An 18,542-nucleotide genomic window follows, 5' to 3' on the forward strand; every position below is an offset into this window, starting at 1 on the left:
GCCGCGCGGCGCCACCGAGGCGAAGCGCTGCCGCGAGCGCACCATCAACCGGGTCGCCATCAAGGAGTCGGCAGTATCAGGCAAGGGGGAGCCATGGAGACCACTGATCAGGCACACACCGCTCCGGCGCGGGAAGAAGACGGGGCGAACGTCTGGGGGGCGAACCTCGCTGTCGGCGCCTTCGGCCCGGCCGGCCTCTGCGCCGTGATCGCCGTGAACTTCATCGTCGCCGGGGCGCGGTCGATCGCCGAGCTCGGCGAGGACGGTGAGGTCCTGTTCGCCCTCGCGCTGCTGCTCGCCGTCCTCAACGCCATTGCGGCGCAGCGCTGCGTCGCCAAGATCCGCCGGGTGAGCCGCCGCCTCGTTGTCAGTGCCCGCGCGGTGGAGTACGCCCATGCGGAAGGCGACGCCCACACGGTGAAGAGGGCCGTGGACGACCTCGGCGACTGCCTTGCGGGGTCTCGCAGCGCTGTGGGAAGGATCTTTCCCCGGCAACGTGTGGCGCGGCTCGTCGAGCAGCTCACCAAGGAGTCGCGCGGAGACACGGCGGAGCTGAGCGAAGCGTCCCTCGCCGTAGTGCGCCAGATTCGAGACGCCGGGCTGCGATGGCAGGACCCGGTGGCCTGAGCCTGGCCCCGACCGGGGGCCTCGAAGGGCCCTGATGCCCGTTCCCCGGACCACCTGTCGCCCGGCGAGTGAAGCCGGTGGGGTTCACGCGTACGCCCACCGCCGGGAGCGGCCGAACGGCGTGGGGGCCGGGTCGCCGTCGCGGAGATGGACCAGGCCGACGTCCTGGCACAGCTGCAGCACGCTGGGGAGGTCGCGCCGCATGGCCTGCTCAGCACCCTTGGGGTCGGCGAAGAGGTCCTCGCCGTACTCGCTCTTGCCGATCGCATCCCACACCGCGTCGCCGAGCGCGCTCGCCGGAACCGGGCCGTCGGCGTTCCCCAGCTGGCGCCACATCACGGTGAGCGCGTGCTCCAACTCGTTCCGCTCGCTGAGCGGGGAGAGAACCAGCGGCCACCACAGCACAATGAGAGCGACGTCGACGAGGGCGTCGGCCAGGGCCCTCTGCAGGGCCGGCAGATGGTCGGTGAGACGGAGGCTGTCGTTCACCGGCAGCAGGAAATCACCGTCGACGTGCAGGATCCCGGCGGCCGTGGTCCAGGTGAGCAGCCGCTGCAGGTGATGCATCTCGATGCTCGAGCGGGTCTTGTGCTGGTAGCCGTGTTCGACCGGATTCCACACGTCGCCGGTGTCCAAGGCCTCGATCAGCGCACGGGCGTCGGCAATCTTGAGGTGCCCCTTACCGGTCAGCCGCCGGCCACCGCCGACCCACTGCACGAACGCCTGGATCTTCTCGACGCCCGTCCGCTCCACCCCGCCCTTCGGCACGGGCCCCGGCTTCCCCGCTCGCCGTCGAGGGGCCGGAACCCGAGGACGCACCGCTCCGGCGGGAGGAGCGGGCGGAGTGCGCGGCGGCTCCGTCAGCGGGCCCGGAACGCGAACCGGCCCGCGCTCGCGAGTCGTGTCACCTGGGCACCACAGCCCGTGCGGCCATGGCGCGGCCAGATCCCGGTCGTCACGGACGTACACGGCCCGGAAGTCCATGGAGGCAGGCCACCGGTCCGGCGGGGCGGTCTCCCGCATCAGCGGCAGCGCAAGCAGCGTCGCCTGGCCCGCGGGCAGAAGAGGCTGTCCGCAGCCGTTGCACCACGCAACGCCTCCGCCCGGACCGACATCGCCAAATCCCCGCCCGCCGACCGGACCACGGGTGAAACCCGCCTCGGACCCGCACGGGCACCGCCCGTCGTAGAGATACAGGTCCACATCCGCACTGTGGTCGCGCTCGGCGGCCAGCCAGGCCGGATGGACACCGAGGGAGCGCGCGAGCGCCTCCCGGTGCAGCGAGCTGGGCACCGAGTTCCCGGACGCCCAGTGCCTCACCTGGTGCGCGCGGACCCCGATCGTCGCGCCCAGCTCGGGCGCGGCCCTCTTCAGCGTCGTCGACCAGAGCCGGATGCGGCGCGCCAGAGGGCCGAGGGCGAGCAGCGCCCAGACATCGTGCTCGACCGGATCGACCCATCCTCGCTCGCCGACGAAGAGATCCCCATTGCTCTCGTCACTCCGGCTGCGCAAGGTCCGTACGATCCAGTTCCGGGTGGCCGCCTCACTCGCCATGTCCGTGTCGGTCAGGGACCGGACCGCGGCCTCGGCGCGCTCGGCCTCCTCCTCCAGGTCCCCATCCACCAGGGCCTCGAGCACACCGCTCAGCACACGCCCGACGACGAGCCGACCAGCCGCACCACGCCCTGCCGGGACGCTGAGGAGTGCCGTCATGGTGTCCACCGCCCGCAGCGCATGGAGCCGCTCGCGCTTGTTCCACTCCGACGTCACGCGCCCGCCCCCTCGCCCACGCCGGAAACGCCGCGGCCGTCCTCGCCCGGCTGGACGATTCCAGCGGCTGCCCGGACCTCTTTCAGCAGGGTGCCGGCCTGCTGCTCGTCATCCGGGTCGAGGTACAGCAGCCTCATCAGGATCATCTCCGCGGTGTTCCACCGCTTCTGCCGATGCGCGACCAGCGCGAGCCCGTACAGCGAGCGCAGCAGGGGCCTGTTTGACTCCTCCCGCCACAGCAGCACCGGACCGGTGTCGAAGGAGCCGCCGTACATCGGGAAGTGCAGCGGGACCTCGGCCACGGCGAGGCCGCACTCGTACCAGCGCCGCGCTTCCATCAACGCGCCGCGCCTCCGGCCGGATCCGTGCTCCCGGGCGTCGGCCAGGGCGAGCTCGGCCCGCCAGACGTACGCCTCAGCCGCCGCGGGCCGCTCCGCGATCAGTTGCTCCAGGCGCACGGCCGACTCGCCGGGTGCGAGACCGAGCAGTTCCTGGCGGGCGGCCGGCGGCAGTAGATGCGCGGCCGGCAGACGGAAGCGGGCCCGTACTCCTTGGGCGAGCACATGGCGTTTCCACCGGTCGGGCTCGTCGATCGCCTCCAGGAGTGCCGGGTCGATCTCCTCGGGCTCGTCGTCCCAGTCGTCGTCCGCGGTGCCTTCGTAGTCCAAGGGCTCGACACCGGCCGCGGCGAGGAAGGACGGGTCGTACTCGCTGCCGCGGGGCTCCGGCTGTCCCTGGTCGCGGGCCCGCTGTGCCGCGTCGATGGCCTCCTGACACAGACCGGAATGCAACAGCGTCATCGAGACCGGGTGGTAGATCTGCGGCCACATGTGCGCCCCGATCCCCGGCCCCCAGAACTCGAGGTCCTGGCGCAGCAGCATCCGCAGCGCCATGTCGCAGCCGGCACCGTCCAGACGCGGGCCCTGCTGCATGAACTGGTCGGCCTTGTCCTGCACGGCGGACAGGGCCTTCTGATAGCCCATGCCTGTCTCGTAGTCGAGACGACGGGCGATGCGCGAGAAGTGGGTGGGGGACGTGCGACGGGTATGGGACACGGCGCTCTCCTGACGCGATCCTGCGGACCGCACCGCCCACCTCGGCGCGCCAACAGGACCGACAGGCCGGGCGCGAACACTTCGTCTGCTCTCCGGGGCCGCGCACTGGCGCGGTTCGCCCGCACGGCCGCTGGTGGGTCACGCCGTTGGGCGCGCGCCCCCTGGGACGCGCCGCGCCCAGCGTAGCCGGACGACGTAGCCCCGTGCCGCCTGTCTCCGGGAAGTTCCCTCGGAGGAGGCGCCCCTGCCGTGTCCAGACGCCGATAGCCCCCGGGACCGGGAAGGCCCGGGGGATCAGGCGTGGATGCGGTGGAACGAGGTCCGAGTGGTGCCGAGCTCGTCGTCACCGAGTCCACACGTGCGGCACAGGCGCCGCCCGTCGCCCTCGACGAGCGGGGGCGCCAGTTCGGCAAGAAGGCTTCCGCAACGGGCGAACCGTGCGTCGTCGATGGCGTAGCTGGGGTCCTCGACATGGACGAGGACGTGCCGGTCGTCCCCCTCCCGGTACCAGACCGGGGCGGAGGGGGCCGGGTCAGTGACGGGCATCGCAGTGCTCCTGAATCTTCGCGAGTGATCTTCCAGAGAACGCAGATCGGTCCGCCGGCAGACCGGCGGAGCAGTGCCGGCCCTGCGGCCGGGCGCTCTCTGCGCTCAGCGGGGCGGCTCGGGCTCGGTGGCCGGTGCCGAGCGACCGGCGGGATGGCCGGGCAGGGGAACGGGGTTGAGCATCGGGTCGTTGGTCTGGCAGTACCAGTCCTCATCGTTGATGAAGATCGTGCTGCACCCGGCGGTGCAGATCAGCTGGCCGGGCTTGAGGAGCTCCTGCCCCTCGTACGTGGGCGGATTGCAGTAGCCAGCGGCGGAGCCGTGGTTGCAGAAGCCCAGATCGCGCACAGCGTGCCAGTCATCTGCGGCGGCGTGCATCTGCTCCATCTCCAGGTCGACATCCAGGCGCTGGGCGTACACGGCTTCCAACTCGTCGGCGCTGGTCTCATCGGCGTACAGCAGGGTGACTCCTTCGCGAGGGGACTGCGGGGCGCTGGTGATCAACTTGGTCCCGGACTGGGGCGGGGGAGGGTCGAAGATCACCCCCGTGAACCACTAATGTACTCTCAATGTGCGTCTAGGGCAATTTAAAAGGGTCAAAGGGTTGGTGGGCAGAAGACGAACGTTTGGAAGCCGTCGGTGACCCGCGAGAACTTCCTGCTGCACGAGCAATCACGCCGAACATTCGGACGTCCAGCGCGGTGCGTAGTTCCTCCAGGCTCTGGCCTTCCCCGGCCCGCCCAACTCCCGGGGTAAACGGGTAGCGCCGTGCCGCAGCAGACCGGGCCACGGTGTGACGCCCGGCGCCGAACAAGTCGAATCCCCGCAGCACCCCGCCACGGCCGTCAGACCGACAACGGACTGACCACCCATCCCTGGAAGGCGACGCTCGGGCTCAGCGCCCTGGGGGCGACACCGGCCACCGCGACGAGTGCCACCGCGGCCAGGACGGGAACAGCGGCTATCCGATCGGGGACGGTGTGTCAGCGCCGGGCTTCCGCGGCCGCCTTGCGCTTGGCCTCGACCTCGGGCGGGAGCGGGAGGACGGGCGTTGCGCCCGGGTTGGTCGGTCCTTCGTCACGGACGCCGTCGGGCCCGGCGATGGCCGTCCAGCGGCTGATCTCACGGACCTGGTGGGCGGAGACCTCCCACAGGGAGTGCCCCGCTGCCATCGAGTCCGCGCCGCCCATGTCGAACCAGTTGATGCGCATGTACCCGCCGTACAGGGCCAGCGCCGTCGACATCCACGTCACCGAGACCGGGTCGACATCGCAGGCCCACCCTCCGTGGTGCGGATGCGTCCGGTACTCGAAGTAGGCCAGGCCCTCGCGCCGGGCGAACGCGGGCAGCGGTCCGGACACCGGCACACTCCCGCTGCCGTCGCTCGTCAGGTACATCTCTCGCGCCGCGCATCCGGCATCGTCACAGGGCACCTCGGTGTCGGACAGCCGCAGCCACAACGCGACCTGGGCGTCGTTCCCATTCTCGGTGGGCAGTGACCACACCCGCTCGCGGCACTGCGACGCCTCGTGATCACGCAGTCGCCACTGCTCGGGGAGCTCATGAGAAAGCCGGTGCAGGTAGTGGCCGACCAGCCGCCACGCCTCCTCGGCCGACGGGCTGATGGCGTGGGCGGTCTCGGCAGTCATGCCCGGATTCTAGGGTCGCACCCGGCGCCTCCTGCACCGAATGCCGAGAACGCTACGAGCTCGAGGGCGTCGCGCCAGGGAGCCGCCCGGCAAAGTCGAGCCACTGTTCGATGGTCCACACGACTGTGCTCGCCCGGTCGGTGGACATACGCATCCATACCTTGTCGCCACCAGGCATCAGAGCGACCTCCAAATGAGGCTCCTCCCAAGTCCCCAAGGGGTAGAACCAGCCGATGCCGTCGGGCCAGGTGCGCGAGGCGACCGTCTGCACACTGATCGCCGCAGCCAACGCATCCAGAGCTGTACGCGGGATCCGCAACTCCGTCGGCTCCATGTCACGACGCCGGCGGAATGTCATTCACCACGAGCTGGGCTGTCGCCGGCTCGGCGGCGGCGTCGCCCAGGAGCGTCACGATCCGAGGGCCGAGGCGGTGAGCGACCTGGTGCACGCGGCGCTCGTACGCCCACTCCTCGGCAGTCAGTGTGGAGCCGTCGAAACCCGTCTGGTCGGATGCCGGTGCGGACTCCTCGAAGCGGGCGCAGACGGGGCACTGTTCGACGGGCCCGGGATCCGAGCCGTGGGCGTCGATGTCGTGCGCGCACCAGTTGACCAACGCGACCAGCATCGCGGCGTACGCGAGACGAACGTCCTGGTCGCGCCCAGCCTGCTCCGCGGCGTCGTAGCGGGCTCGCGCGCGCTCGTACGCTGCTCCCATGACAAGGCCCATTGGGCAGCACCACAGGGCCTCGGGCTGGTGGACAACCATCCCTCGAGATTAGTGAGCCTCGGCCGACGCTGTCCGGCCCTTTGCCGTCTTCCTCCTCGCGTACGAGCAGCTGCGTGCCTGGCTGGAGAGGCTGCCCGAGGAGCCGGCAGCCTGAGCGCAGCCGTCCCTGCTCGCACGGGGTGGCCGGAGGAAGATCCCCTTCGTTGGCGCCGTCGGGGCGCGCTAGCTGGTGAGCACCTGCGGGAGTTCCTGGGGCCTGACGGGGCGCAGTGTGGTGGCTCCACCCAGGACCCAGGTATCTAAGGTGCCCACTCCGGTCCCCGACCATGTACCGACGCTGGACCCCTGCGGACGAGGAAAACCGGACGGTGCCGTCTACACCACCGGGAGCCAAGTAGTCACAACACCAGACGGGTTGACGCCCTGCGGCCTACGATCGCGTCATGACGATCGCTCCGGAGGCCCCCACCACGCTGCGGTTCCTGTCGCTGGAGATCACCGACCGCTGCCAACTCACCTGTCCGACTCTCTGCTACGCCAAGTCCGGGCCAACCCGGAATCACGGCAGCATGACCGAGGACGACTGGAACCGGACCATCGACGAAGCCGCCAGCCTCGGCACCGAGGAGATCCAACTGATCGGCGGCGAGCCCACCCTGCACCCGGCCTTTGCCCGGATGCTGCGGCGGGCGGTCGGCGCCGGACTCCGCGTCCGGGTCTACAGCAACCTGCTGCGGGTCCGCGACGAGCACTGGCGCCTGTTCGAGCACCCCAACGTGCGGCTGGCGACGACGTACCACAGCACCGTCGCGGCCGAGCACGACGCGGTCACCGGCCGGCACGGTTCACACCAGGCGACGCGCGCCAACATCGTTGAGGCCGTCAGGCGCGGCATCCGGCTGAAGGTCGCCGTCCTCGACGGAGGCGACCACGAGCGCGCTGAGCGGGCCCGCGCCGAGATGCAGGCCGTCGGCGTCCACCACGTCCACGTCAGCGAGGTGCGGGCTGTCGGCAACGCCGCGGGGACCGCGCTGCCCTCGACCGCTTCGCTGTGCGGGCGGTGCGGGGACCAGAAGGCGGCCGTCCTCCCGGACGGCAACGTGTCGGTGTGCGAGATGGGCAGGTTCCTAACCGCGGGCAGCGTCAAGGACGCGAGCCTGGCATCAGTGCTGGCCAGCGACCGGTGGGCCCAGGTGACAGCGAGCATTCCGCGCCGTGCCAGCGCGGCCCTCTGCCCTCCCGACTGCGCGCCGAACGACGACAGCTCGTGCGGACCGGACAACTCCGGCCCCTGCGGCCCGGCCGACGACGGCTGACACGAACGAGCAAGCGGACCACGGAAAGGACTGCAGGGACTTGGACCTGGACTGGGAGCCTCACGCACGCCGTCTTGCCGACGGGCATCTCCGGCCGGAGTCACCGTGGTGGCAGCCAATCACCTCCACCCCCCGGCACCTGTTCGTGCCGAACTGGTGGGAGCGAGACACCCACGGCCGGGTGGCCCGCAACGGCCCCGACGACCCCGAAGCCTGGCTCAAGGCCGCCTACCGCAATCAGACCCTCGTGACCCGGATCGGCACCGACCACGCCGATCACGTCGAGCCGGGCACCGTTGTCCCGTACGGCAGGTGGCCGACCTCGTCCTCGACCCTGCCTACCCTGATCGCCACCATGTACCGGCACGCGATGCTCGGTGACGGCTCCCGCACCCTGGTGACCACCGGCACCGGATACGGCACCGCCCTGGCCTGCCGACGCCTGGGCGACGAACTCGTGACAAGCGTGGACGTCGACCCCTACCTGGTGGAAGCCGCGACCGACCGGCTGGCCGTCATCGGCCTGCACCCGCACACCGCCGTCTGCGACATCACCGAAACGCTGCCTGGCGGCGTCGACCGCATCGTGTCCACCGTCTCCGTCCGGCCCGTTCCCTCGTCGTGGCTACGAGCGCTGCGCCCCGGCGGCCGACTGGTCACCACCATTACCGGCACCGCGATGATCCTCGTCGCCGACAAGACGCAGGACGGCGGCGCCCGCGGCTTCATCGCCTCCGACCAGGCCACGTTCATGCGCACCCGCCACGGCGACGACTACGACGACGCCTCGCCGGCCGCCGAGGTGTGGCAGGCCGCGGACGAGGACGGGGAGACGGTGTCCACCAGCCGCTACCCGCTCACCCACGTCCCCGACTCCTGGGCCGTGCGCGCCACCCTGGAGCTGGAGGAGCCCGGCATCGAGCACCGCACCGAGCAGCACGAGGGCGGCGGGCGCACCGTGTGGCTGGCCCATCCCGACGGCTCCTGGGCCCGCGCCAGCACCAAGAAGTCGCGTGAGCTGCCGCTGGTCCACCAAGGCGGGCCCCGCCGCCTGTGGGACCTGCTGACAGACGTCCTGGACCGCCTCATCATCGGTGGGGAGCTCCCCGTGAACGGAGCCCGGGTCACCATCACCCCGGACGGGGAAACCACGCTCTCCCGCGGCCGGTGGGCAGTCAGGCTGTAGGGACCTGGCTGGCCACCAACCACTGATTGCGGAGTGTGCGCCGCGTATCACGCTGCCTCCCACGGTCTGGGCGCCGCACACGGCGAGCCCTACCAGCACCTCCAACCCTGCCGTGCCGATCACCGCTCGCCGCCCACTGACGCTGCTCGTTGTCCCTCGACGCCCCCGCCCGACCGAGTCCGCCGCCTTCAGGGGAGAAGCCTCTGCCCCTGTGGCGCGGAGAAGCCGAGCCGAGGGCGGGGGCTACTGGTGCGCCTGTGTGTCCGCGTCGGTGTCCTGCTCGACGCCGAGGGCTTTCGCGACCGTGTCGAAGACCTCGGGGGAGACGGGCAGCCCGGAGACGCTGGACGGCCAGTCGAGATCGACGATGACCGGACGGTACCGGTCGTTGCTGGGCAGGTCGACCAGCAGAGGCCGCCTCCCAGCCTCTTCGGCGAGGAGCCGGGCGAGGTGACCCGGGTCCGTACTGGTCTTGCCCTTGCCCCCGGGCTGGAGGTGCTTCTCGGCCAGGATTTGCCGCACCATGGTCTCCAGGTCCCGGGCTCCTCCAGCGGGCGGAGCGGCCAGGGCGCGGGCCTGATCGGTGGTCATGCCGGTGGCAGCGACGAGGGCCTGGACGGTGTCCTCGGGCATGTCGTAGGCGAGGTCGTCCAGGCGGTCGGTGGCCGAGTCTCCGGGCTGCAGACCGAGGAGCTCCATGGCGCGATGCCGCTGGACGCCGACCGCGGTGGCGACTCGTTGGACGTACCCGTCCAGCCGCTCGGCGGGACGGGGCAGGGGAGCGCCGGAGATCCGTGCAGGCATGCCGTCCAGCGACCCGGAGCGGGCAGCGACGGCCTGACGGGCCTGGTCCAGGGTGATGCCGGGGTGGCTCCGCTTGTACGCGCGCACGGCGCGGTCCTGCTCCCGGTTGCGGCGATGGGTCATGACATCTCACGTCCTTGTTCGGCCTGCTGCCCCACACGCGCCGGCCGTCCAGGAGGAAGGCATGACGAACCGCTCGCGCGAGTCTCAGACGTCTGCGGTCCCCTGCGGCGGTGTGGGCGTCGAGGTGGTGGACCGGGCGCGGCGCGGTTGCCCTTTGATGCACCCGACATCGTAGTGCCCGCGACAGACACATCGAGGGCATCCGACGAGACTCGGCCGAGATCCGCGGCACTCATCCGGCCCGCGCGCCGCGGCCATCGCGTACCTATGCCCGACTTCCGCTACCCGTGACTCCCGACGAGTGCACAACCGCTCGGACAGCTCCGTCCTGCCCGTCACGTTGTGCCGCACACCCGCCCGGCGGCTGCGCGCGGCCCGACGCGTCGCCGGATTCGCCCAAGACGGTTCCGACCGACACCGTGCGGCCGGCCGGGCTCGGACTTTCAGCCGCAGCACCTGCGCACCGCCCGCTGCCCTCGGTAGTCTCGGTGGCGGAGATTTCGTCGGACTCCCCCTTTGGGACCCCGCTAGCGCGGGGATGCAGCCCGTTCCGACCGGGCTGACCGAGCGCGCCCCAATCCCGGCCGCGCTCATCCCGCCGCCGAAGGAGATCCCCTCGATGCCCATCCTTGACCATGTCCTCGTTGTGCCCGTCGACGAGGGCGGCGAGTTCGTCTTCGCGCACGCCCTCGACAGCGGGATCCGCGTCTGGACGCGAGGGCCGCTCCGCCGCGTTGACGAGCGTCCCCGGCTCCGCGGCGTCGCCGCCCCGCTGTACGGCGGGAGCATCAGCGACATGAGCGCCCTGCGGGATTTCGTGACCGACTTCGTCGGCCACGCCAGCGACGAGGCGGCCACAGTGCTGTCCCCGGGCCGCATCCGCGACACCCGGCCACTGGTCGCACGGACCCGCTCGGACAGCCTGTCCAGCCGCATCCACTTCTCGTACCGCGCGCTGTCGCCGATGGACACCATCGGAGCGTGGGACGGAGCCGCGCCCGAGCTGCTCATCAGCCGCGTGAGGGGGTTGGAGCGCACGGGCATCGGCTACTTCGCCACCGGACTGCCCGAGCTCCCCGCCGACGTCACCCCAGACGTCCTGCCCACCGCACTTCCCGCGGCCGTCATCAGCCCGGAGCGGGCCGAAGACCTCTCCGAGTACCTGCACGCGCCCGTCGGCCATGTCCTCCACCACCTGGGGCACGCTGCCCGACGGTGACTTCCAGGCTTCGGGTGTTGCGAGGCCCGCGACACCCCCCGGACGCCACCGGTCCGTGGGTGCTTCTGCCCGGTGAAGCACGCCGATGTCGTCCTGGAGCTCGCCCGCCGACTCCCCGGCCCGCAGGAGTGCCGCGCCCGGCAGCACTCCCCGGCCGGGCCCCGAGGGTGAGGGGCGCGCGGGGGTACGGATGTGCGCCCTGTCCGAGGAATGGGTCGAGCTCGTACCGTCGCAGTGCGGGCCGAAGGCCTCTTCGGGCAGGCCCGGGACAGAGGGCTGAGAGGGAGGCGGCGGGTGGAGCGCAGGACGGTGTTGGGCGCCGGGCTCGGCGCGGCAATGGTGTGGGCGAGCGCCACGACGCCGGCGCTGGTCGACGGACCTAGCCGGCGACTGGAGGACCAGGACCTGGCGGCCGCGCGGGCGCTGTTCACCGCGGGGGAGTACGACCGCCTGCACCAAGCACTCCCCGTGCTGCTGACCCGTGCTCGCGACAGCGAGGCGACCGGACCGGCGGGCGCCTCGCGTGCGGTCGGGGTATGGGCACTCGCGTCTCAACTCGCTGTCAAAAACGGTGCCTTGGAGACGGCGGTAGCGTTCGCGGCACAGGCCGGGGAGGCGGCCCGCCGCTCAGGGCGACCGGTGGCACTGGCGGCTGCGGCGCGCGCGGCCGCGACTCCGCTGCGCCGAACCGGCCGAGCCGGTCACGCCCTGCGGTTGCTGGAAGAGGCCTACGACCAACTGGGCGCCGCCGTGCGGCCGTCCCCGGGCGCCTTGAACGCGTCCGGCATGGTGGCGCTGACCGCCGCGTACACGGCCGCCCAGGCCCATATGCCCTCCGCCGCGGAAGAGTTCGCCGCTTGGGCGGAGGAGAGCACGGAACGCCTCGCCCGCGCATCCAGCCGCTCGCCGGCGGGCGGGGAGTTGTCCGCGGCGCAGTGCACGCTGTACCGGGTCGGAATCCACCGGGAGCTCGGCGACGTCGACAAGGCCCTCGCCTACGCAGCGCATCTGGACCCGGACGCGCTGCCCACGGCGGAACGCCGGGCCCGCGCGGCCACCGACACCGCTCGCGCGTGGTTGGCTGCCGGGAATGTGCCAGCAGCGTTCGAGCAGCTGCAGCGGGTGGAGCGGGCCGCGCCGCAGGAGGCTCGCCGACCCTCGGTACGCGCGCTGACGGCCCAGGTCGCCGCCGGTCGGCCGGATCTGCCCGGGGTGACCGCCTTCGCCCGCCGCACCGCCGCACCGTTGTCCGCCTGAGCGCCCCGCCCCGACGGAACCGCTGTGCCGGGCCCCTGCCGGAGGAGGCGAGGGGGACCTTGGCCCGGATGCCGACGAGGGCCGGGCTCGGGGCGCCGCCGGGTCGGGAATGATCGGGGGATGACCGATGACCTCTCCGATGGCCCGGCCCCCGAACCGGCGCCGCGTCCTCACGGCCAGGACGAGCTTCGCGCACTGGCAGCCCCGCGCCGACTCAGCGTGGACGACCACATGTTCAGCGCCCCCGGGGTGCCGGGGACGTTCCGGCTGCAGCTGTTCACCGCTCCCGGGGCGCGCCCGGTCGCGGTGGCGACCCAGATCGCCCTCGCAGAGGGGATGGGGCTGATGAACGGGGTGGAGAGGTTTGCGGGCGCGGTGTGGGAGCGGCACTGCCCCGTCGAGGACCAGCCGCCGGTGTGGGTGGAACGGCAGCTCTGGCCGGAGCGGTCACTCCAGGAGACCCGCTTTCGGCGCGTGGTGTTCGCCGGCGCCGACCGCTACCGGCCGCACGGCCCGAGCTGGTCGGCGATGACCGACGAGGAACTGCGGGATCTGGTCGGCGCTCCGGTCGCCACGGACCGCGGCACCGGCTACGTGCCGCGCGCCGCCGAGCCGGAACCGCAGCTGGTGTTCGAGGAGTTCGCGGTGGCCCGTCTCGCCCGGCCTCGTCCATTCCGCGAACCGGTCTGCATGCCGACGGGGGTGCCCTGGTGGCGGCGCTGGATGCGTCAGGTTCTGCCGGACCGCGGGGCCCGGTCGTGCTGCTGGTACCACGGCGGCGACTGGCACACGGTCAACGCGCTGGCGCTGCAGGTCCTCGAGCGGGCCCGCGCCCAGTCCGTGGACCCCGACGACATGGAGGAGTTCGCCACCGCCCACGCGGCCGCGGCTGGCGCCACTCAGTGGGAGAGCGAGGCGCTGGCCACCCTGTTCAGCATCGGGGACGCGATCCAGCCCGCCAGCGAGCCCGGCTACATCAACGGCCAGCACCGAGCCCAGGCCATGCTGGAGGCAGGTGTACGCCGGACCGTCGTCCTGCACCACGTCTACGACACGTAGCCCCGCACCGCCCGGCGTCCACCCGCACCGCCTTCGCGGGGAAGCCGCGCCGTGCCCAGGTCTGTGGCGACGGGCGGCAGCCGGTCGGAGGCGGCGTGCGGGGCGGCCCGGGGGCAGGGCCGGTTCACACCGGCCACGGAGTCGTCTCCGCCCCGGCCACTGCGCCCTGCCTGGCCGCGAGTGCTGTTCCGCGCCTGCGCCATCTGTGCACCGACGTCGATGACGCTAAAAGATTGACGCAAACCCCTTGATGGGGTAATCTATAAGAGTCAAGCGGGGTGATCGACCCGCAGGACGCCGGACAGTCAGGAGCGGCCGATTCGGGCTGTACGGCAGGTTCGCAGCTACCGGAGCTGGCCCTTGAAGAGATTCGAGGGCAGGGGTTCAACTCCCCTCGGATCGCGAAGTGCTGGACGCGCGCCCCTCCAGAGGCGACGCCCCCGTTGAGAGGGCGCGCACCAACGCAGCAGAACTAACCCGCTCGGTTGATCCCCGGTGCAGGTTGAAGGAGGGAAAGCGCGCCCTCTGGGACTCGTGGTGTCAGCAGCACGCCCCCGCGTGGGGGAGGAGCGGGAGCAGTACCCGCAGAGTTCACGACGTGCCAGCGGGAAGGTGATGCTTCCCCCGGCGGATCCGGTCCGCTGGCACGCGTCGCCCGAGGCTCCTGGGGAGGAGCCGACGGCGGCCCCGCCCCGGCCGGGGAAGGTGACGAGCAAGCCCTTCGCGGGCCCCACCTGATCCGATCCCCGGCCGACGGCGGGAAAACCACGCCCTCGTGGAGTAGTCCGGCTCAACTCACCCCACTCTCAATGGGGAGACCGCGGGTTCGAATCCCGCCGAGGGTACGCAGCAACGCAGCACGTTCACGCAGGCTCTTGTCGTCCATAGGTAGGGCACCGGGTTGTCGACCCGGGAAACGGGGTTCGAGTCCCCGCAGGAGCGCTCACCACTGCCCTCACCCCGGGAAGTGGTGGCCCCGGCCCTGCCGGGACAGGACATGCGACCCGTACGGATTCCCCATGCCGTGCACCGACTCGCTTCCCGTTCCGGCAGGCCGCCCGACGGAACACCCTGACAGGCCGGCCCGGAATCCCCCGCCCTTCCGGCGGTGCGCCCGGGCGCTGGCCCGGCAGACGGCGTTCCCCCTGCTGGTGCGCCACCCCACGGTGCCCAGAGGCGATGGCCCCGCCAGGGGCGCGATCGCCCGACCCCGGAGCCTGCCGGGACAGGACATGCGACCCGCGCGGCTCCCCACACCGCGCACCGACTCGCTTCCCGTCCCGGCAGGCTCCGACCGGGAGCGGGACGTGCGACCGCCCGTTCCACCGTCCACGTAAGGAGCACCCTGTGGCCCCGTACCGCTGCCGGCCGAACGTCATGCTCTCCGCGCCGATCGTCACTCTGCCCACCACGATCGCCCGCCACCTGCGCGCCGACCTCCTCAGCCGACCGGATCCGGCCTGGCACCACTTGGCCCACCTCGTCACCGCCCAGCTCTTTCCCGGCAGCGCCCGCCACACCCTGACCCTGCCTCCGCACGACCTCCAGGACCTGCTGGGCGTCCTGCTGGACATCTCCATCGACTTTTCCAGCGGCACGCTCTTGCCCGAGACGTGCGGCTTCACAGAAGCCGACATCCACGAGGCCATCGACCTCCACCAGCACCACTACGGCCCGCTCCTGGACTGCTGACCTCCGGTCGCCGCCGCGGTCCTGCCGCGCTCGGCCCGCGTCGACCGGCAGACGATGCCACCACCACACCTGGGGAAACCCCGCATGGAACTGCGCCAGCTCTACGCCCCCGCCGACCCGGGCTTCCGGCTGGACCTCGACGGCACCGCCCGCTTCCTCCACGAGGGCTACACCGTCACGGTTCAGGTACGCCGGGCCACGCCCGAGGATGGCCTGTCCTACTACCAGCCACAGGAGAACGACTCCCACGACGTCGTCATGACCGGCACCGTGACCCTGGAAGACATCGCCGTGGGCGCGGCCCGCGCCGTCGCGAACGAGCGCGACGCCCTCAGTATGAGGGAGGCGATGGAGGAGGTCCTGCGCGACGTCGTCGATGACGCCCGCCGCACCGTCGCCCGCCTGAGCGCCCGTGTAGAGCAGATCGACAGCAAGTACCGCGCGCAGCAGCCGTAATTCCTCACCACCACTGCGCCCTGCCCGGCCGTCGGTCCGCCCCGCTGGCGCCGCCGTCGGCCGCCGAGGTCCCGTCCATCCCGCCGCGTCTGCCGGCCGCCGTCCTGGCCGCCCGCGCCTCGTTGCCCTGCCACCTCGCTGCCGCTCGCTGGATCCCCGGCCGAGGCGACGCAAAAAAGTTGACATAGAGGTGGGGGGGTGGGTACTGTAGTGCAGGTAACCCCTGGGGTGCTGTCACTGCTCTGTTTGTTCTGCACACAGTCCGGGGGAGAGCTATCCGCCCGTGTACGGGGTGGAGGCGAGGGTCAGGCGTCCGGATCGCCTGGCCCTTTCGTTTTGCAGGGCTGACCCGACGCTCTGCCATCCCGCGGCCCCCCGGTCGCTGGCCGCTGTCCCGGGCCGCGCTCCGCCTTTGTCGGGCCTGAGCGGCAACGCGGCGCACTGCACCGTGGTGTCCCCCAACCGGCCTGCATCATCCGGCGCGGCTCGTCCAGAGGAAGACGGCCCACGACCACCTGGTCCGTGCCCGTGTGGCTTGGCCGGTACCGTGCCGGCGCCGGGCTGTCATGCCCGAGTGGCCGAGCGTCCGGCCGCGCGGCTGGTGTTGCTGGGTAGTAGCGACAGTCTGCGCCCCTCCCGCCAAGCGGTCTTCGCCGATTCGCCGCCGGGCCTTGGTCCGGCGGCGATAGCGCGGTGAGGGATCCGAGCGGCGGGGGAGGCAGGTGACCGAGGACGAGATCCGGGCACCCGGCCTTGGACAGCGCCCGCTGGCCGGTGATTGGCGGCGGGTGTGCCGCGCGCGGCGCTTCGGGAGGTCTTGCCGCCGTGCAAGTGGCCGGAACTGGAGCGCCTCGCCGAGATCGCCACCGGCAACGACCGGGCCTGGGTGTATGTGCGGGACCTCGGCGAACTGGGCCGCCCGAGCGGTGCCTTGGGCTGTGTTTGCGAGGAGCCGACGGGCTGTAAGGGTAGATGGGCCCCTGGTTCCCGTCGCCGAGGTTCTGGCCGCCCGGGCCCGCGCCGCCGCGCTGAACGTCGTCGCCGTACACCGTGGCCGGCCGGGAGCAGCAAGCACGGTTGTGGCGCGCCCGGGCCCGTCGGACCCATAAGGACGACCGTTCCGCTCGCCGCGGGCGAAGCGTACGGACCGCCTCGGCGGAGCTGCCCACCCTCGGCCGACACTGAGCCTGAGCGTGGTGCGGCTGCGGCCGGAGGGCTACCCGTTCCAGGGGAGGTCGTCGTCGCCGGTGGAACACGTCCATGCGGCCCGCGGCGTTCTTGGCCGCCCCGTACGCCTCCGTCGCGCCCCGCCCCGCTGCCCGCGCCTCGCCGTCCCGGCCCCCGTGCCGCCCGCCGCCGCACCGTCGCGTCACCGCTCCCGCTCCCGCTCCCGCTCGGCCGCCCGCCCCGCCCGTCCGGCCTGTACTCCGGACCGCCCGCGCCTCTGTGCCACCGCCCGCCGTTCCCGCGCGCTGCGCGCGGGAACGGCGTCGAGCGCCGGCGTCTACTGCAGGCCGTCGAGGTGCTGCCGTTCGTCGTCCGCCGCGCTGTCCGGGACCTCGACCCGCTGGGCCCTCGCCTGCTGTATGAGGGCCCGGTAGCTGGTTAGGGCCTGCTCGTACTCGGTGAAGGCCCGCGTCAAGCGCTGCTCCGCGGCCGCGAGGGCCAGAACTAGCTCGGCGTCGTCCTGGGCCGCCGTATCGGGAGAGGCCGGCAGCGAGGTCCGTCCCTCGCCGGCCAGCCGGGCGGTTTTGGCGGTCCGGACGAAGGCGCCCCTGCCCTTGACGGCGTAGACGAGACCCTCTTCCTTCAGGCGCCGGGTCGCGTTCTGCGCCGTGGAGTTCGCGATGCCGAAACGCTCCTGGAGCTCCCGGGCCGAGGGAAAACGGCCGCCCGGGACAAGACGGCCCGCCCGGATATCCGATCGGAGCATGTCGGCTACCTGCACGTAGGGCAGCCGCGGGTCGTCAGCGATCACGCCCTGCCCGCCGGCACGCTCACGAGCGGCGGCCGCAGGTCCACCGCCGCAGTGCCGGTCCTCCCGGGCGCCCTCGCCCTCGGTCCCTCGAGGGTGCTCGCGCACGTAGCTGCCCTGCCCGACAACGGAGTAGACCAGCCCTTCCCGCTTCAGCTCCCGCAGGGCATTCTGGACCGTCGAGCCTGAGACACCGAAGTCGCGCTGCAGCACACGGGCAGAGGGAAGCCGGGCGCCGGGCGGGAACTCGCCGCTGAAGATGGCCGTGCGCAGCACCTCCGCCGCCTGGCGGTAGGGAGGACGCGAGTCGTTTTCCAAGGGCAGGGGCATGGCCTCACGCTACCCACACCGCGCAGGGCGTCCGCTGCCGACGTCCCTCCTGGGGCCGTGCCCGAGCAGCCGTCCGCCGCCGTGCCGCCGCGTCCCGCTCGGCCGTGCCTCGCCGGTCGCGTCGTCGTCCGCCGCCTTGTGGCCCGGTCTCCGTCGTCGATCGTGTCGCCCTCGACTGCCGCGCCTTAAGGGTCCGCGTGCGGCGCGGCCGGAGGGCTACCCGTTCCAGGGGAGGTCGTCGTCGCCGGTGTTCTCGAAGAGCCGGTGGAAAAGGTCCATGCGGCCTGCGGCGTGCTTGGCCGCCCCGTACGCCTCGGTCGCGACGCCGATGAGGCGCATCGCGTCGTCGTCGACGAGGGCGTCGGTGAAGGCGGTCCCGGGCGGGAAGATCCGGTCGGCGTCCTCGTCCTCTTGGCGTAGCCGGGCGAGGTTGGCGTCCTGGACGCGGGCGGCCGCGGCTTCGTGGGTCAGCTCGGCGGCGTCCCGGGCCGGGTCCGGCCGGTGCCGGTCGTGGGGGGTGTTCACCGGGTCACGGTAGCGGCTGGCCCGCGGCCTGCCGTCGCCCCTGGCTGCCCGGCGCCCGTGTGCCCGTCGCGCTCCCCGCTCCCCGCCGCGTCCGCCCCCGGCCCGTCCCGCCGTGCCCCGCTCGTACAGGTCCCCCCGTCCCGCCCGCCTCCCCGCCGTCCCGCCGCCCGCGGCGCCCGTGTGCCCGCCGCGCCCGCGCCCGCCTCCTCGCCGTCCCCGTCCCGC

The 18,542-nt window shown here is 72.1% G+C and carries 17 protein-coding genes and 2 tRNA genes; 10 read left to right on the top strand and 9 right to left on the bottom strand.

From position 1 onward, the window contains the following. Nucleotides 1–93: 93 nt before the first annotated feature. Entirely contained in the window at nucleotides 94–627 is a 534-nt protein-coding gene (locus tag J8M51_RS44530) for a hypothetical protein (protein WP_060880793.1), read from the top strand. An 84-nt stretch (nucleotides 628–711) separates the two neighbouring features. Here the strand turns inward: J8M51_RS44530 and J8M51_RS44535 are convergent, their stop codons facing one another. The 6 genes from J8M51_RS44535 to J8M51_RS44560 form a co-directional block, all read right to left on the bottom strand. Further along, complete coding sequence (locus J8M51_RS44535) at nucleotides 712–2,397, bottom strand: hypothetical protein (RefSeq protein ID WP_060880792.1); 1,686 nt, start codon at nucleotides 2,395–2,397, stop codon at nucleotides 712–714. After that, entirely contained in the window at nucleotides 2,394–3,452 is a 1,059-nt protein-coding gene (locus tag J8M51_RS44540) for a hypothetical protein (RefSeq protein ID WP_060880791.1), read from the bottom strand. The genes J8M51_RS44535 and J8M51_RS44540 overlap by 4 nt, the downstream gene beginning before the upstream one ends. A 294-nt stretch (nucleotides 3,453–3,746) precedes the next feature. Continuing rightward, on the bottom strand, nucleotides 3,747–3,998 hold the full coding sequence (locus J8M51_RS44545) for a hypothetical protein (protein ID WP_060880790.1): 252 nt from the start codon (nucleotides 3,996–3,998) through the stop codon (nucleotides 3,747–3,749). Between the two features lie 105 nt (nucleotides 3,999–4,103). Beyond that, complete coding sequence (locus J8M51_RS44550) at nucleotides 4,104–4,541, bottom strand: hypothetical protein (RefSeq protein ID WP_234374055.1); 438 nt, start codon at nucleotides 4,539–4,541, stop codon at nucleotides 4,104–4,106. 440 nt (nucleotides 4,542–4,981) lie between these two features. After that, on the bottom strand, nucleotides 4,982–5,647 hold the full coding sequence (locus J8M51_RS44555; protein ID WP_060880789.1) for a hypothetical protein: 666 nt from the start codon (nucleotides 5,645–5,647) through the stop codon (nucleotides 4,982–4,984). A gap of 335 nt (nucleotides 5,648–5,982) precedes the next feature. Beyond that, nucleotides 5,983–6,363 (bottom strand): hypothetical protein, encoded by a 381-nt coding sequence (locus tag J8M51_RS44560; protein WP_234374053.1) that lies wholly within the window; start codon nucleotides 6,361–6,363, stop codon nucleotides 5,983–5,985. Between the two features lie 455 nt (nucleotides 6,364–6,818). Between J8M51_RS44560 and J8M51_RS44565 the strand changes: the two genes are divergently transcribed. Next, nucleotides 6,819–7,691, top strand: a complete 873-nt coding sequence (locus tag J8M51_RS44565; RefSeq protein ID WP_086757779.1) for a radical SAM/SPASM domain-containing protein — start codon at nucleotides 6,819–6,821, stop codon at nucleotides 7,689–7,691. A 46-nt stretch (nucleotides 7,692–7,737) separates the two neighbouring features. Next, nucleotides 7,738–8,877: a methyltransferase domain-containing protein gene (locus tag J8M51_RS44570; RefSeq protein WP_086757781.1), complete on the top strand. Its 1,140-nt coding sequence runs from the start codon at nucleotides 7,738–7,740 to the stop codon at nucleotides 8,875–8,877. A 243-nt stretch (nucleotides 8,878–9,120) separates the two neighbouring features. On the opposite strand, the gene J8M51_RS44575 is transcribed toward J8M51_RS44570, so the two are convergent. Next, entirely contained in the window at nucleotides 9,121–9,804 is a 684-nt protein-coding gene (locus J8M51_RS44575) for a hypothetical protein (protein WP_060880785.1), read from the bottom strand. Between the two features lie 619 nt (nucleotides 9,805–10,423). Between J8M51_RS44575 and J8M51_RS44580 the strand changes: the two genes are divergently transcribed. The 7 genes from J8M51_RS44580 to J8M51_RS44610 all read left to right on the top strand — a co-directional run bounded on the left by J8M51_RS44580 (nucleotide 10,424) and on the right by J8M51_RS44610 (nucleotide 15,487). After that, entirely contained in the window at nucleotides 10,424–11,023 is a 600-nt protein-coding gene (locus tag J8M51_RS44580; protein WP_060880784.1) for a hypothetical protein, read from the top strand. A gap of 294 nt (nucleotides 11,024–11,317) precedes the next feature. Then, on the top strand, nucleotides 11,318–12,280 hold the full coding sequence (locus J8M51_RS44585) for a transcriptional regulator (RefSeq protein ID WP_086751615.1): 963 nt from the start codon (nucleotides 11,318–11,320) through the stop codon (nucleotides 12,278–12,280). A 120-nt stretch (nucleotides 12,281–12,400) separates the two neighbouring features. Continuing rightward, nucleotides 12,401–13,339 (top strand): hypothetical protein, encoded by a 939-nt coding sequence (locus J8M51_RS44590; protein WP_060880396.1) that lies wholly within the window; start codon nucleotides 12,401–12,403, stop codon nucleotides 13,337–13,339. 769 nt (nucleotides 13,340–14,108) lie between these two features. Continuing rightward, nucleotides 14,109–14,184 (top strand) — tRNA-Glu (locus J8M51_RS44595). A 26-nt stretch (nucleotides 14,185–14,210) separates the two neighbouring features. After that, nucleotides 14,211–14,281, top strand: a tRNA-Asp gene (locus tag J8M51_RS44600). A gap of 405 nt (nucleotides 14,282–14,686) precedes the next feature. Continuing rightward, nucleotides 14,687–15,031, top strand: coding sequence for a hypothetical protein (locus J8M51_RS44605; protein WP_060880395.1), 345 nt, complete (start codon nucleotides 14,687–14,689; stop codon nucleotides 15,029–15,031). An 84-nt stretch (nucleotides 15,032–15,115) separates the two neighbouring features. After that, entirely contained in the window at nucleotides 15,116–15,487 is a 372-nt protein-coding gene (locus tag J8M51_RS44610; RefSeq protein ID WP_060880394.1) for a hypothetical protein, read from the top strand. Nucleotides 15,488–16,991: 1,504 nt separating this feature from the next. Here the strand turns inward: J8M51_RS44610 and J8M51_RS44615 are convergent. After that, on the bottom strand, nucleotides 16,992–17,792 hold the full coding sequence (locus J8M51_RS44615) for a GntR family transcriptional regulator (protein ID WP_060880217.1): 801 nt from the start codon (nucleotides 17,790–17,792) through the stop codon (nucleotides 16,992–16,994). A gap of 216 nt (nucleotides 17,793–18,008) precedes the next feature. Next, a complete protein-coding gene (locus J8M51_RS44620; RefSeq protein ID WP_129260303.1) occupies nucleotides 18,009–18,317 on the bottom strand; it encodes a hypothetical protein in 309 nt (102 codons plus the stop codon). Nucleotides 18,318–18,542: the final 225 nt, after the last annotated feature.

It is taken from the genome of Streptomyces griseiscabiei, assembly GCF_020010925.1.
GTDB lineage: Bacteria > Actinomycetota > Actinomycetes > Streptomycetales > Streptomycetaceae > Streptomyces > Streptomyces griseiscabiei.